The sequence below is a fragment of the Elioraea sp. genome, from assembly GCF_051860475.1.
GTDB lineage: Bacteria > Pseudomonadota > Alphaproteobacteria > Acetobacterales > Acetobacteraceae > Elioraea.
This window is the reverse complement of the sequence record NZ_JBHYDW010000041.1, coordinates 15,739-27,993: the sequence shown is the minus strand read 5'-3', so window position 1 is coordinate 27,993 and position 12,255 is coordinate 15,739. Positions and strand designations below refer to the sequence as shown.

Sequence of the window (12,255 nt, the reverse complement as noted above, 5' to 3'; positions counted from 1 at the left end):
CGCACGCGCGCGCGAGGGAAGTCCGCGGCGCTTGATCGGCCTGCCCGATTCGCCGATAACGCTGGCAACGCATCCCCCAGCGCCGCGTCGAGTCGCGGGGCAAACGGCCGGAGGATTCTCGTGCGCTCCCTTCTCCTGAATGCGGCCGCGTTCGTCGCGGTCGGCCTTGCCTCAACGACTGCGGTTGCACAGTCCTGCGCCAATGCGCGTGAAAAGGCGGCCTTCGACCTTCGCGCGCTGCAGACACACCTGATGGTCGGTGCGCTCTCCTGCGGGATGCACGACCGCTACAACGCCTTCGTCACCCGGTTCCAGACGGATCTGGCCGGCGCGCACCGGAACCTGACCGGGTTCTTCAACCGGGTGCACGGCCGCAGCGCACAGCGCGACCTGAACCAGTACATCACCGCGCTCGCGAACGCGCAGTCGCAGGAAAGCATCCGGCTCGGCAGCCATTTCTGCGGCAGGATCGGGCCGCTGTTCGATCAGGTGATGAGCGGTGGCAGGACGGAACTGGCCGCGATGTCGGCCGCCGCCAGCCTGCCGCAGGCCTATGCGGTCCGGCCCTGCGATCTCCGCACGGCGGAGACCCCGGCCCAGCCTGCCACGCGCCAGCGCTGATACGCTGGCGCGGGATTCACCGCGCCGTTCCTGTCCCACGCCGGGACCCGTACCCTGACCCTGGCGCACGCGCGCCCAGGCACGCCAAGTCGCGCACCTCGGCGTCCGGTTGGCATGGCAAGTCGCGCCCAGCCGCGGGCAAACGAAAAGGGGCGCCCGCAGGCACCCCTTTCCCATCAGGCCGATCGGCAGTCGATCAGCGGAGCACGATCTCCACGCGCCGGTTCTGCGGCTCGCGGACGTTCGGGCCGGTCGGCACCAGCGGCTGGCTGAAGCCACGGCCGGTGATGACCATCTGGCTCCGCGGGATGCCGCGCGCCTCGAGTTCGGCGGCCACCGCGTTCGCGCGCCGGATCGAGAGGGCCTGGTTGTAGGCCGCCGAGCCGACGGTGTCGGTGTGACCCGTCACCTCGATCCGAGTGGACTGGACGCGCGGGGCATTCGCCGCGGCCTCGCCGATGATCTCGCGTGCCCGATCTGTCAGCGCCGAGCTGTCGAAGTCGAAGAACACGAGGTAGGTGCGCGCCGGCGCCGGAGCCGCGACGGGCGCCGGCGGCGGCGGTGGAGGCGGCGTCACGCCGAAGGCATAGCGCAGGCCGATCAGGAAAGTGTGGTTGTAGTTGTCGGCCTTGACGCTGCCACCGCCACCGGCCGCGGTGACCGAAAACCTGTTCTCGAGCGTGCCGAAGAAGCGGTACTCGGCGTTGATCGCAAGGCCCGGAACACCGGCGATCGGCACGCTCAGGCCGACGATGCCCTGGAAGGCGAAGTTGTTGTCGTCGTCATCGACGAGCGTGGTCGCACCGGTGCGCACACCATCCCAGTTCGTCCAGGCCCAGCCGGCGCCGGCACCGAGATAGGGGTAAAGGAAGCCGAGGCCGAGATCGAAGTCGACCAGGGCATTCAGCATCGCCCCGTAGGTCTGCTGCTTCCCGCCCGGCGCGGCCAGGGTCGCTCCGCCGACCCGCAAACGGTCGACGTCGTTCTCGCGGTAGTTGCCCTCGAGCTCGACGCGGACGCCGATGCCCGGCGCGACCTCGCCGAAGCCCCAGCCGATGCGGCCGATCACCGCCCAGCCGCCGTCGAACTCAACCTCGTTCGTCCCCGCGCGGGGCGGCGAGAACTTCAGGTCGCTGTCCTGGACGATGTTGTAGCCGCCCATGAGGCCGATATAGAGGCCATCCACCGGCTGGGCGCTGGCCAGGGCGGGCGCCATGCCCACCGTCGCGGCCAGAAGCGCAGTGCGGAGCTTCATCCGTATTTCTCCTTGACCAAACCCGCGCGGGGGAAGGGCCCGGCCGGCGGGCATCACGCCCTCGGCACTCCGTATCCCGCAATAACGCCACCATACAAAACGGTTGGCGGTGTTGCACCGGGTCCGCCGACGTTTTTCCCAGACTGTGGCGCGGCTGCAACAGGTGTGACCGTTCTGCGTGACAACACCGCCGGCGTCCAACGGGAACGGCGGAAGAGAGCGGGAGTCGAACCCACCCGGGACCGCGTCCAGCCGCCCCAACCGGCTTTGAAGGCCGGCCGGCCCACCGGGGCCGATTCTCTTCCAGGGGTTCAGGTCGTCCCGGCCCCGAGATCCGGCAAGACCGCGTCAAGGTCCTGCTCGTCGGCGGCCGTCAGGCAGCGGCAGTCGAGCCAGAGGCGGCCCTCGGCGACGCGGCCCAGCACGGGCAGGGCGAGACCGCGCAGGCGGGCCGCGAGTGCCTCGATCCCCCGTCCCGCGACCGTGACCGCCGCCGAGGGCAGGGTATCGACCGGCAACGCGCCCGAGCCGATCTGGCTGTGGCAGGGTTCGACGGCGACCCGCCAGCCTGAGCCGAGCGCGGCGGTGAGCGCAGCCGCCAGCCGCCCGGCCGCGGCGCGTATCGCTGCCTCGGGCCGGGCCAGCAGAGCCACCGCCGGCAGGCGCCCGGCAAGGCGGTCCGGCGCGCGGTAGAGGCGCAGCACCGCCTCCAACGCGGCGAGCCGGCCCTTGTCGAGCCGCAGCGCGCGCTTCAGCGGATTGCGGTTGAGCCGCCGCACCAGCGCCGCCGTGCCGACCACCAGCCCTGCCTGCGGCCCGCCGAGCAGCTTGTCGCCCGAGAAGGTCACGAGGTCGGCCCCCGCGGCGAGCGCCTCACGCGCGGTCGGCTCGTGCGGCAGGCCGAAGCGTTCGAGATCCACCAGCGCCCCGGCGCCGAGATCGGTGACGAAGGGGAGCCCCGCCGCCTTTGCGATCGCAGCAAGCTCGGCGTCCGGCACCCGGGCGACGAACCCGCTGAGCGCGAAGTTCGCCTGGTGGACCCGCATCAGCGCCGCCGTCCTCGGCCCGATCGCCTCGCGGTAGTCGTGGGGGTGGGTCCGGTTGGTGGTGCCGACCTCCTTTAGACGGCAACCGGCGCGCGCCATGATCTCGGGCATGCGGAAACTGCCGCCGATCTCGATCAGCTCGCCCCGGCTCACGAGCACCTCGCGGCCCTTGGCGAGCGTGTTCAGCACCAGCAGCACGGCGGCCGCGTTGTTGTTGACCGCGGTGGCGTCCTCGGCGCCGGTGAGCTCCCGGAGCAGCCCGCGGACGTGGTCGTCGCGCTCGCCGCGCCGCCCTGTCACGAGATCGAACTCCAGCGTGCTGGGGTGGCGCATCGCCTCCGCAGCCGCCGCGATCGCCTCCTCAGGCAGGGGCGCCCGGCCGAGATTGGTGTGCAGCACGGTGCCGGTGAGGTTGACCACACGCCGCAGGCCCGGCGCAAAGGCCCGCGCGAGCCGGTCTGCCGCAGCATCGATCAGCGCGGTCCCGCCGGGCGGCGCCGCTCCGGCGCGGAGTGCCGCGCGCGCGGCCTCGGCCTCGGCACGCAGGGCCGCCAGCGTGGCGTCGCGGCCGAAGCGCTCCAGCAGCACCGCCGTTTCGGGCGCGCGCAGCAGCCGATCGATCGAGGGGATGGGGAAGCGGGTGGAGGCCATCGTCGCGAGCATGCGGCCGCGTCCCGGCGCGCGCCACGGGGTTTGTGCCCCGGGCGCGCCTGGGCCAGCCTCGCGCGGACAGCGAATGATCGACAGGGGCGACGATGACACTTGCCGCGGGGTTCCACGATGTCCCGCCCGGCCACGTGCCGACCGTGGTGACGCATCTCGAGATGACCGCGCGCCCGGCGCCGCTTCCTGCCGCCGGAACCTGGCCGTTCCGGCTGGTCGAGCAGCCGGACCTGGGCTGGTACCGCGACCTCTACCGCCGGATCGGCACGGAGTATCTCTGGGCCGCGCGCCTCCAGTGGTCCGACGCGACGCTGCGCGCCAGGCTGCACGATCCGGCGGTGGAGGTCTGGACGCTGCGCGCGGGCGACGCCGACGAGGGACTCGCCGAGCTCGATTTCGGCTCGGAGGGTGAGTGCGAGGTCCGGATGTTCGGCGTGACAGCCGCGCTGGTCGGCACCGCGGCGGCGCGCAGCCTGATGACGCACGCGCTCGTGCGCGCTTGGTCGCGCCCGGGGCTGCGCCGCGTCTGGCTGCATACCTGCACGCTGGACCATCCAAAGGCGCTGGCGTTCTACATCCGCTCCGGTTTCGTGCCGTTCCGGTATCAGGTCGAGATCATGCCCGACCCGCGGCTTGACGGCACGCTGCCCGAGGATGCGGCACCGGGCGTCCCGGTCATCCGCCGGCCTCCCTGACGCCGGGCGCGGCTATTTGCGCCGCACGATCCAGCCGGAGAACTTGCCGGTCTGTCCGGCGGGATAGTCGTTACGCTTGCCGCCGACGTCCCAGCCGATCGGCGTGTCACCGGCATTGTAGGTGACCGACTTGCCGTTCTCCATCTTGGTGACGTGCACATGCCCGTCCCACGGATCGCAGACGCAGCCATAACCGGCGTGGAACTCGTCGATCACGACGAAATGCGCCCCACCGCCATTCCAGACCACATGGCCGATCACCGGTGCCCCTTTCCCGGTCGCAGTCTTCGCGGCTCCTGCAAAGCCGGTCTCGCCGGCATTGACGCATTCCCAGTCGCCAAGGCCGAGGTTCTTGAGCACGGCAGGGAACTTCATCGCGTCGGAGTACTGGCTGCCGTCATAGGGCGAGCCGGTGACCTTGGTATACTCGGCATAAACCTGCTTCTCGGTCTTTACCGCAGCATCGAACGCCGCCTTGCTGAGCGTCGCGCCGACATAGGAGCCGATGATCGGCACCACCTGCACGGCGCTGCCGGCCGCCATGCCGGCGAGCATCAGGCCCTTCTTCATCTTGAAGTTGACCATCATCATGCTGGCCATGCCGCACGAGTTCTGCGCGTGCTGGGCGTAGACCATGTGCGCGCTCGCGAACCGTGTCAGACGCAAGAACCAGGACATCGCGTTCCGCCCTCATCGTGCCCGCGAACCGCCACCCTCACGGTCGGCGCGCGTGGTCAACTCGATCTTAGCAGGGAACATTCCTGTGGCAAACGAGCGCCGCTGCATGCGGGGCGCCTAGGTGCGGCGCGGCCCCGGCAGGTCGATCCCGGCCAGCATCTGCCAGAACCGGATGACGAAGGCGTCGTCCCGCCCGCCATGGCCCGCCGCCGAGACGCCGAGGAAAAGCTGGTGCGCGGCCGAGGTGACGGGCAGAGGGAAGGTCATGCCGCGCGCCGCATCCAGCACGATGCCGAGATCCTTGACGAAGATGTCCACCGCCGAGCGCGGCGTGTCGTCGCCATCAAGGATGTGCGGCACACGGTCGCTGAACATCCAGGAGTTGCCGGCCGCGGTGGTGATGACCTCGTAGAGCATCTTCGGGTCGGCACCTGCACGGATGCCGAGTGCCGTCGCCTCGGCCGCCGCCGCGATGTGCACGCCGGCGAGCAGCTGGTTCACCATCTTCACCGTGCTGCCGATGCCGGGCGCGTCACCGAGCCGCCAGGTCTTCCGGCCGATCGCGGCGAGCACCGGCTCGGCCCTGGTGAAGGCCGCCTCCGAGCCTGAGGCCATCACCACCATCGTGCCTTCGCGCGCACCCTTCGCTCCGCCCGAGACCGGCGCGTCGAGCCACAGCAGCCCCGCCGCCTCGCCCTTCACCGCGAGCGCGCGCGCGGCCTCGGGTGCCACGGTCGCCGAGGCGATCACGACCGCACCCGGCGCGAGCCGCGGCAGCGCGCCGCCCTCGCCGAACAGCGCCGCCTCGGTCTGCTGCGCGTTCACCACCAGCACGAGCGCCGCCTCGGTGCCATCGGGAATGTCGGCGGCGCGCGCGACCGCCCTGCCGCCGGCGGCGACGAACCCATCGCGTGGCTCCGCGCGCGGATCGACACCGGTGACGTCGTGCCCGGCCTTCAGCAGATTGAGCGCCGCCCCCATCCCCATCGAGCCGAGCCCGATCGCCGCGACCTTCATGGCGTCCTCCGTCGTTGTCAGCCGAGCGCGGCGACGAATGTGCGCGCCCGCTCTCCCACCGTCGCCGCATCGTCGCCTGGCCGGTAGAGGGCACTGCCGACCCCGAAGCCCGCCGCGCCCGCGGCGCGCCAGGCGGCGACCGTGTCGGGCGCGACGCCGCCGACGGGCAGCACCGGCAGCTCCTTCGGCAGCACCGCGCGCAGCGCCTTGAGCAGCGCCGGCCCGCCGATCTCGGCCGGGAAGAGCTTCAGCGCATCCGCGCCGGCGTCGATCGCGGCGAAGGCCTCGGTCGCCGTGTACACGCCGGGCAGCCCCATCAGCCCGCGCCGCGCCGCGTGCGTGATGACCGTGACATCCGCGTGCGGCATCACGATCAGCCGCCCGCCCGCCTCGGCGACGCGATCCACCTCCGCCGGCGTGCGCACAGTGCCCGCGCCGACCAGGATGTCCGCCGCCAGCGCTTCGGAGAGCCGCGCGATCGAGGCGAACGGCGCGGGCGAGTTCAGCGGCACCTCGATCACGCACCATCCGGCATCGACGACGGCCTGCGCGATCGGCACCACCTCCTCGGGGCGGACGCCGCGCAGGATCGCCACGAAGGGCGAACGCGCAAGCCACGGCGTGATGCGGCTCATGCGATTCCCGCCTCGCGCGCGATCACGAACAGGCCGCGCGCGGCCATCTCCTCGCCATGCGTCGTGGCGGCGATGCCGAAGCGGGAGAGCGCGCGCCCGTAGCGCTCGGTGAGCGCGGCGCTGCCGACCAGATGCACGGTCTGCGCCTCAGCCGAGAGCTCGGCGATCTCATGGCCGATCAGCAGCCCCGACAGCATCGACGGCAGCGCGGCGGGTACGAGCCGGCCGAGCAGCACCGCAGCGCGCAGGCCGAACAGGTGATGCAGCAGGCCGCCCTCGTCGCGCGCGCGATCGACCCCGGCATCGAACGCGCCAGGATCCTCGGCCGCATCGTCAGGAACGAGCGGCGCAAGCATCGACTGGGTGCGCATCAATCCGAACACCTCGCCGGTCATGGCGGTACGGAAACCAGCAACCCGCCCCTCCTCGAGCACCGCCCACTTGCTGTGCGTGCCGGGCAGGCAGAGCACGTGACGCCCTGCCCCCAGGGGTGCCGCGACACCCAGGATCTGCGTCTCCTCGCCGCGCATCACGTCGGGCGGGTCCTGCGACACGCCGGGCACGATCCAGGCGCTGTCCATCCCGGGAACCGGGGCGAGCGCCGCCGCGATCGCCGCGAGCCCGGCAGGTGCTGCTACATAGGGCGCCTCGACCCACCCCTGGCGGCTGCCGATCATGCCGCACATCAGCACTGTAGCCGGACGCCACGTGCCGACCGCACGGTCGAGCACGGCGGCGAAGTCGCGATCCGCGACCGAGCGGATGCCGAACGGTCCCGTCGTTCGATCCAGCACCGCGCCGTCCTCTGCGAGCCGCCAGGCGCGGAACGAGGTCAGGCCCCAGTCGATCGCGATCACGTCATCCGCCCGTGGCATAGGCCTGCGCGCCGCGCGTCGCCCAGCGCGTGAAGCGACGCTCGATCAGCGCGGCGATCCCATACATGGCCACCGCCAGCGCGGCGATCAGCAGCAGGGCAGCGAACATGCGCGGAACGTTCGCCGAGGCGTCGCGCAGCATCAGGAAGCCGATGCCCCGGTTCGCCGCCACCGTCTCGCTGATCACGGAGCCCACGAAGGCGAGCGTGATCGCGATCTTGAGCGAGGCGAAAAAGTAGGGCAGCGAGCGCGGGATCGCGACCTTGAGCATGATGTCGCGCTTCTTCGCGCCCAGGCTGCGCAGCACGTCGAGCAGCTCGGGCTCGACCGTGGCCACCCCGGTGGCGACATTCACCACGATCGGGAAGAAGCTGATCAGGAACGCGGTGATGATCGCCGGCACCGTGCCGATGCCGACCCAGATCACCAGCACCGGTACGATCGCCACCTTCGGGATCGCGTTGAACGCGACCAGCAGCGGATAGATTGCCGCGTAGAGCCAGGCGGAGGCGCCGATCGCGACGCCGAGGAACAGCCCGAAAGCGACCGCGATGCCGAACCCCGCGATCGTGGTCAGCAGCGTCTGCTCGACGTTCAGCCAGATCCCCGCGCGGAAGCGCCAGAGTGCGTCGAAGATCGCCGACGGCGCGGGCAGGATGAACGGGCTGATGCCGCTCGCCCGGCAGTAGCCCTCCCAGGCGAGGAACAGCCCGATCGTGACGATCCACGGCGCGGCCGCGGGGGTCGCGAACCAGCGCATCAGCGCGTCACGTCAGCATCCGCTCGGCCGGCGGCGGCAGGAAGCTTCCGTCGAACAGATCGGACGGCGCGATCCGGCGCGGCAGATCGAGCGCGGCACTCGCCTGCTCGATCGAGGCAGCCAGCCGGTCCTGCTCGGCCCCGCCCCAACCATCGCGCCGGACACGCTGGGTCAGCACGTTGTCGGCGAGCGCCATGCGCAGCCGCTCGGTCTCGATCGCCTCATCGACCAGCGGGTCGGTCGCTTTCAGCGCCGCGATCGCGGTTGCGGGGGCGGCGACGATCTCGCGCATCGCACGGACGGTCGCGCGGAGGAAGCCGCGCACCTGATCGCCGCGCTCGGCCAGCATGCGCGGCGAGGCGAGGATGCCGTTGCCGTAGAACGGCAGGCCGAGCCGCGCGTAGAGGAACACGACGATGTCGTTCGCGGGCACGCCGCGCGCCTGGAGTTCCAGAATGGAGGTGTAGAAGTGCCCGGTGATGAAATCGACCTCGCCGCGCACCAGCATGGTCTCGCGGAGCGGCGGGGCCATGGCCTGCACACGCACCTTGGTCCGGTCGACCCCATTGGCGGCGCAGAACGCGGGGAACAGCCGGAACGAGGCGTCGAACTGCGGCGCGCCGAGCGTCTTGCCCTCGAGATCCTTCGGCGCCGAGATGCCGGTGTGCTTCAGCGAGAGGATCGAGAACGGCGCGGCATCGAACAGCACCATCACGCCCTTGATCATCGCGTTCGGGTTGTTGGCGTTGTATTCGATCGCGCTGTTCAGGTCCGCGAAGCCCATCTCGTAGGCACCGCCGACAATGCGCTGGATCGCACCGGCGCTGCCCTGCCCGGCATCCACGGTCACGTTCAGCCCTTCTGCCCGGTAGTAGCCGGCACGGCTGGCGTGCAGGAACACTGCGTTCGGGCCCTGGAACGTCCAGTCCAGCGTGAAGCGCAACGCCGCCCCCTGCGCGGCGGCGGGGCGGACCGCGGGGGCGGCGAGCAGGCCGGCGAGCACGGCGCGGCGAGAGGCGGCGAGCGTCATTCGTTGGGTCTCCCAGGAGCGGCGGCCGGACGGTAGCGGCCCCGCGTGCTGCATGCCACGCTCCGATGATGATCACAACGAACGACCTCGTGCCCCGCCTCGTCACCGACCGGCTGGTGCTGCGCGGCTTCACCGAGGCCGATCTCGACGCCTATGCCGCGATGCAGGCCGACCCGGAGGTGATGCGCCATCTCGGCGTCGGGCCTGCCGCCGGCAAGCCGCGCTCGCGCGCGGAGAGCTGGACGGGCATGGCGCTGCTGATGGGGCAATGGGCGCTGAAGGGCTATGGCTGCTTCGCGCTCGAGGAGCGCGCGAGCGGCCGCTTCCTCGGCCGGGCGGGGATCCTGCACCTCGCCGGCTGGCCGGAGCCGGAACTGGCCTACGCCCTCACGCGCCCGGCCTGGGGTCGGGGCCTCGCGACCGAAGCGAGCCGCGCCGCGCTCGACTGGGCCTGGGCCCATGTGCCGACGGAGCGAGTCGTCAGCTTCATCAAGCCCGGGAATACCGCGTCGGAGCGGGTGGCGGCGCGGCTCGGTGGGGTGCGCGAGGGACCGACCGAGCTGCTCGGCGTGCCCTGCGATCTCTGGGTATACCGCCGCGTTCCGACCGCGCTGGCTTGAGCCGGCGCTACACCACCCGCGCCTCGAACGGGGGTACCAGGTCAGGCGCGTCGATCTCGACCACCCAGACGTCCGGGTCGCGCTTCACCTGGCGCGCGAGATAGGCATCGACCGTCTCCTGGTTCGCCGGCACCTCGCCGGTGCCGCGGACCCAGGCGGGCCGCCCCTCGGCGTCGCGCGCCTGGGCGAGCACGGCCGAGCCCTCGGCCCCGCGCAGCACCACCAGGATGCCGCCCGAATCCGGGTCGCCCTTGCGCAGCACCACCGCGGCGCGGGCCATCCGGTCGCACTGGCGGATCACGGCCCGCACCCACAGCCCCGATTTCAGGCGAGCCTCCATGCAGGTCTCCCATGCCTCGACGCGGCGCGCGGCACCCCCTAGCCTCGCGCCGTCCGCCACGCGAGCCCGATCCGATGCCCGAGCCGATTGCCCTCGTCTATGCCGAACCGACGCCGCGCCCGGTGTTCCTCGAGATCATGCGCGCCCGGCCCGAATTCGCGCTGCGCCGCTGCGGCCCCGACACGCCCCCGGAAGAGGTCCCGACCCTGTTCGCCGGCGCCCGGGCCTACCAGACCGGCAGCCTGCGCGACGAGCTGCCGCGCCATCTCTGGGCCGATGCCGCACTGCTCCGCGTCGCCCCCGACCTGCTCGCGGTATCGAGCCACGGTGCCGGCTATGACACGGTCGATGTCGCAGCGATGACCGAGGCCGGCGTGATCGTGATGAACCAGAAGGGCGGCAACGCCGAGGGTGTCGCCGAGCACGCGGTCGGGATGATGCTCGCGCTGCTCAAGCGGATCCCGGAGGCGCAGGCCGCCATGCGCACCAGCACGATGCAGGTGCGCGAGACCGTGATGGGGCGTGAGCTCGCGGACCGCACCGTCGGCATCATCGGGCTCGGGCTGATCGGCACGCGCATCGCCGAGATCTGCCGCCTCGCCTTCCGCTGCCGCATCCTCGCCGCAGACCCCTATCTCGACGCCGCGACAATCGCCGCGCGCGGCGCGGAGAAGGTGGCGCTCGCGACGCTGCTCGCCGAGGCCGACGTGGTGTCGATCAACTGTCCCCTGACCGACGAGACGCGCGGGATGATCGGCGCGGCGGCGCTCGCGCTGATGCGGCCCGGCGCGATCGTGATCAACACCGCGCGCCAGTTCATCCACGACGAGCGCGCGGTGCTGGCCGCATTGCAGTCCGGCCAGCTCGCCGGCGCCGGGCTCGACTGCTGGGACCGCGAGCCGCAGCCGCCGCTCGACAATCCGCTGCTGCACCACCCCGCCGTGCTCGCGAGCCCGCACACCGCGGGCGTGACCGAGGAAAGCCGGCGGCGCATCGCCACCTGGGGCGCGGAACAGCTGATCGGCCTGTTCGTGAACGGCGAGCGCCCACCCCGCCTCGTCAACCCCGCCGCCTGGCCTGCATTCGCGCAGCGCTTCGCGGCCATGTTCGGGCGGGACGTTGAAGCGCGCCTGGCCGCCGAGTAGCGTCCGCGCCCTCTCCCGAGGGACGACGACGATGGCCAAGGCCAAGGACCCCACCGCCGACATGACCGAGGCGCAGCGCACCTACGAGTCGAAGCGCGCCGCCAAGGCGGGCATGACACTTGAAAAGTGGATGGCGCAGAAGGAGCGCGGGCGGGCTCATGCCGCACGTGCAGCCGCAGCCGCCGCAGCTCCGCCTCCGCAGCCGAAGAAACCTGGGCTGCTCCGCCGCGCCCTTGCCCGCGCCCGGGGCGAGCGATAGCCGCTACAGCATCCGCATCAGCGTCCCGTCGCGGCGGATGGCGTGGTGATAGACCGCGCCGGCGATGTGCGCGACCAGCAGCGCGGCGATCGAGTAGCCGACCCAGGTGTGGAGCGTCTTGAGCGTCTCGGCGAGGCTCTGGTTCTCCGCCATGACCGCCGGGATGTCGATGACGCCGAGATAGGCGGTGGCGCCCTGCATCGGGAAGCCGAAGGCGTTGGTCATGGTGAAGCCCAGGACCGGCTGCACGATCAGCCCGAGATAAAGCAGCCAGTGCACGGTGTTCGCCGCCAGCCGCATCTGCGCGGGGATGTGGTCGGGCAGGGGCGGCGGCGGGTTGGCGATCCGCCAGCCGAGCCGGGCGAGGGTGACGAGCAGGATGGTCAGTCCGGCGCTCTCGTGCACCGCATAGAACACCATCTTGGTCGCGAAGGGCTCGTCCTTCAGGTACTTGAGGACGAAGCCCACGGGCAGCGCGGTCGCGATCAGCACCAGCGTGATCCAGTGGAACCATTTCGCGACGGTGCTGTACTGGCCGTCCGGGTGCGACGCGTCCGTCCCCGCCATAACCCGTGCCGTCGCCACGTTCATGCCGCGCGCTCCTTGCCGTTCGCGG

The 12,255-nt window shown here is 71.5% G+C and carries 15 protein-coding genes and 1 tRNA gene; 5 read left to right on the top strand and 11 right to left on the bottom strand.

Annotated elements, in window-relative coordinates; translation table 11 throughout:
• On the top strand, nucleotides 1-621 hold a 621-nt coding region (locus tag ACTIFU_RS09830; RefSeq protein WP_439578124.1), incomplete at its 5' end, for a hypothetical protein.
• Between the two features lie 196 nt (nucleotides 622-817).
• Here the strand turns inward: ACTIFU_RS09830 and ACTIFU_RS09825 are convergent.
• The 3 genes from ACTIFU_RS09825 to selA all read right to left on the bottom strand — a co-directional run bounded on the left by ACTIFU_RS09825 (nucleotide 818) and on the right by selA (nucleotide 3,585).
• Nucleotides 818-1,876, bottom strand: coding sequence for an OmpA family protein (locus ACTIFU_RS09825; protein WP_439578123.1), 1,059 nt, complete (start codon nucleotides 1,874-1,876; stop codon nucleotides 818-820).
• Between the two features lie 210 nt (nucleotides 1,877-2,086).
• Nucleotides 2,087-2,181: transfer RNA gene (locus ACTIFU_RS09820), tRNA-Sec, on the bottom strand.
• Nucleotides 2,182-2,187: 6 nt separating this feature from the next.
• Complete coding sequence (selA, locus tag ACTIFU_RS09815; RefSeq protein WP_439578122.1) at nucleotides 2,188-3,585, bottom strand: L-seryl-tRNA(Sec) selenium transferase; 1,398 nt, start codon at nucleotides 3,583-3,585, stop codon at nucleotides 2,188-2,190.
• A gap of 92 nt (nucleotides 3,586-3,677) precedes the next feature.
• Here selA and ACTIFU_RS09810 point away from each other — a divergent pair, with 92 nt between their 5' ends.
• Nucleotides 3,678-4,280: a GNAT family N-acetyltransferase gene (locus tag ACTIFU_RS09810; protein ID WP_439578121.1), complete on the top strand. Its 603-nt coding sequence runs from the start codon at nucleotides 3,678-3,680 to the stop codon at nucleotides 4,278-4,280.
• Between the two features lie 12 nt (nucleotides 4,281-4,292).
• Here the strand turns inward: ACTIFU_RS09810 and ACTIFU_RS09805 are convergent, their stop codons facing one another.
• The 6 genes from ACTIFU_RS09805 to ACTIFU_RS09780 form a co-directional block, all read right to left on the bottom strand.
• On the bottom strand, nucleotides 4,293-4,916 hold the full coding sequence (locus ACTIFU_RS09805) for a hypothetical protein (protein ID WP_439578120.1): 624 nt from the start codon (nucleotides 4,914-4,916) through the stop codon (nucleotides 4,293-4,295).
• Nucleotides 4,917-5,075: 159 nt separating this feature from the next.
• A complete protein-coding gene (ltnD, locus tag ACTIFU_RS09800) occupies nucleotides 5,076-5,975 on the bottom strand; it encodes an L-threonate dehydrogenase (protein ID WP_439578119.1) in 900 nt (299 codons plus the stop codon).
• Nucleotides 5,976-5,992: 17 nt separating this feature from the next.
• Nucleotides 5,993-6,610: a 2-dehydro-3-deoxy-6-phosphogalactonate aldolase gene (locus ACTIFU_RS09795; RefSeq protein WP_439578118.1), complete on the bottom strand. Its 618-nt coding sequence runs from the start codon at nucleotides 6,608-6,610 to the stop codon at nucleotides 5,993-5,995.
• Complete coding sequence (locus tag ACTIFU_RS09790; RefSeq protein ID WP_439578117.1) at nucleotides 6,607-7,467, bottom strand: 2-dehydro-3-deoxygalactonokinase; 861 nt, start codon at nucleotides 7,465-7,467, stop codon at nucleotides 6,607-6,609. The genes ACTIFU_RS09795 and ACTIFU_RS09790 overlap by 4 nt, the downstream gene beginning before the upstream one ends.
• Before the next feature lies 1 nt (nucleotide 7,468).
• Nucleotides 7,469-8,245, bottom strand: a complete 777-nt coding sequence (locus ACTIFU_RS09785) for an ABC transporter permease (protein WP_439578116.1) — start codon at nucleotides 8,243-8,245, stop codon at nucleotides 7,469-7,471.
• Nucleotides 8,246-8,252: 7 nt separating this feature from the next.
• A complete protein-coding gene (locus ACTIFU_RS09780) occupies nucleotides 8,253-9,275 on the bottom strand; it encodes an ABC transporter substrate-binding protein (RefSeq protein WP_439578115.1) in 1,023 nt (340 codons plus the stop codon).
• Between the two features lie 68 nt (nucleotides 9,276-9,343).
• On the opposite strand from ACTIFU_RS09780, the gene ACTIFU_RS09775 reads away from it, so the two are divergent.
• Nucleotides 9,344-9,895, top strand: a complete 552-nt coding sequence (locus ACTIFU_RS09775) for a GNAT family N-acetyltransferase (RefSeq protein WP_439578114.1) — start codon at nucleotides 9,344-9,346, stop codon at nucleotides 9,893-9,895.
• A gap of 7 nt (nucleotides 9,896-9,902) precedes the next feature.
• On the opposite strand, the gene ACTIFU_RS09770 is transcribed toward ACTIFU_RS09775, so the two are convergent.
• Complete coding sequence (locus tag ACTIFU_RS09770) at nucleotides 9,903-10,235, bottom strand: DUF1491 family protein (RefSeq protein ID WP_439578113.1); 333 nt, start codon at nucleotides 10,233-10,235, stop codon at nucleotides 9,903-9,905.
• Between the two features lie 74 nt (nucleotides 10,236-10,309).
• Between ACTIFU_RS09770 and ACTIFU_RS09765 the strand changes: the two genes are divergently transcribed.
• Complete coding sequence (locus ACTIFU_RS09765) at nucleotides 10,310-11,380, top strand: NAD(P)-dependent oxidoreductase (protein WP_439578112.1); 1,071 nt, start codon at nucleotides 10,310-10,312, stop codon at nucleotides 11,378-11,380.
• A 31-nt stretch (nucleotides 11,381-11,411) separates the two neighbouring features.
• Nucleotides 11,412-11,639 (top strand): hypothetical protein, encoded by a 228-nt coding sequence (locus tag ACTIFU_RS09760; protein WP_439578111.1) that lies wholly within the window; start codon nucleotides 11,412-11,414, stop codon nucleotides 11,637-11,639.
• Nucleotides 11,640-11,642: 3 nt separating this feature from the next.
• Here the strand turns inward: ACTIFU_RS09760 and ACTIFU_RS09755 are convergent, their stop codons facing one another.
• Complete coding sequence (locus ACTIFU_RS09755) at nucleotides 11,643-12,230, bottom strand: cytochrome b (RefSeq protein ID WP_439578110.1); 588 nt, start codon at nucleotides 12,228-12,230, stop codon at nucleotides 11,643-11,645.
• Nucleotides 12,231-12,255 lie beyond the last annotated feature (25 nt).

What these genes read in the sequence shown, in the direction of transcription:
- ACTIFU_RS09770 (WP_439578113.1), bottom strand. Translation starts at nt 10,235, where the DNA reads ATGGAGGCTCGCCTGAAATCGGGGCTGTGGGTGCGGGCCGTGATCCGC.
- ACTIFU_RS09775 (WP_439578114.1), top strand. Translation starts at nt 9,344, where the DNA reads ATGATCACAACGAACGACCTCGTGCCCCGCCTCGTCACCGACCGGCTG.
- ACTIFU_RS09825 (WP_439578123.1), bottom strand. Translation starts at nt 1,876, where the DNA reads ATGAAGCTCCGCACTGCGCTTCTGGCCGCGACGGTGGGCATGGCGCCC.
- ACTIFU_RS09805 (WP_439578120.1), bottom strand. Translation starts at nt 4,916, where the DNA reads ATGGTCTACGCCCAGCACGCGCAGAACTCGTGCGGCATGGCCAGCATG.
- selA (WP_439578122.1), bottom strand. Translation starts at nt 3,585, where the DNA reads ATGCTCGCGACGATGGCCTCCACCCGCTTCCCCATCCCCTCGATCGAT.
- ACTIFU_RS09760 (WP_439578111.1), top strand. Translation starts at nt 11,412, where the DNA reads ATGGCCAAGGCCAAGGACCCCACCGCCGACATGACCGAGGCGCAGCGC.
- ltnD (WP_439578119.1), bottom strand. Translation starts at nt 5,975, where the DNA reads ATGAAGGTCGCGGCGATCGGGCTCGGCTCGATGGGGATGGGGGCGGCG.
- ACTIFU_RS09810 (WP_439578121.1), top strand. Translation starts at nt 3,678, where the DNA reads ATGACACTTGCCGCGGGGTTCCACGATGTCCCGCCCGGCCACGTGCCG.
- ACTIFU_RS09785 (WP_439578116.1), bottom strand. Translation starts at nt 8,245, where the DNA reads ATGCGCTGGTTCGCGACCCCCGCGGCCGCGCCGTGGATCGTCACGATC.
- ACTIFU_RS09795 (WP_439578118.1), bottom strand. Translation starts at nt 6,610, where the DNA reads ATGAGCCGCATCACGCCGTGGCTTGCGCGTTCGCCCTTCGTGGCGATC.
- ACTIFU_RS09765 (WP_439578112.1), top strand. Translation starts at nt 10,310, where the DNA reads ATGCCCGAGCCGATTGCCCTCGTCTATGCCGAACCGACGCCGCGCCCG.
- ACTIFU_RS09755 (WP_439578110.1), bottom strand. Translation starts at nt 12,230, where the DNA reads ATGAACGTGGCGACGGCACGGGTTATGGCGGGGACGGACGCGTCGCAC.
- ACTIFU_RS09780 (WP_439578115.1), bottom strand. Translation starts at nt 9,275, where the DNA reads ATGACGCTCGCCGCCTCTCGCCGCGCCGTGCTCGCCGGCCTGCTCGCC.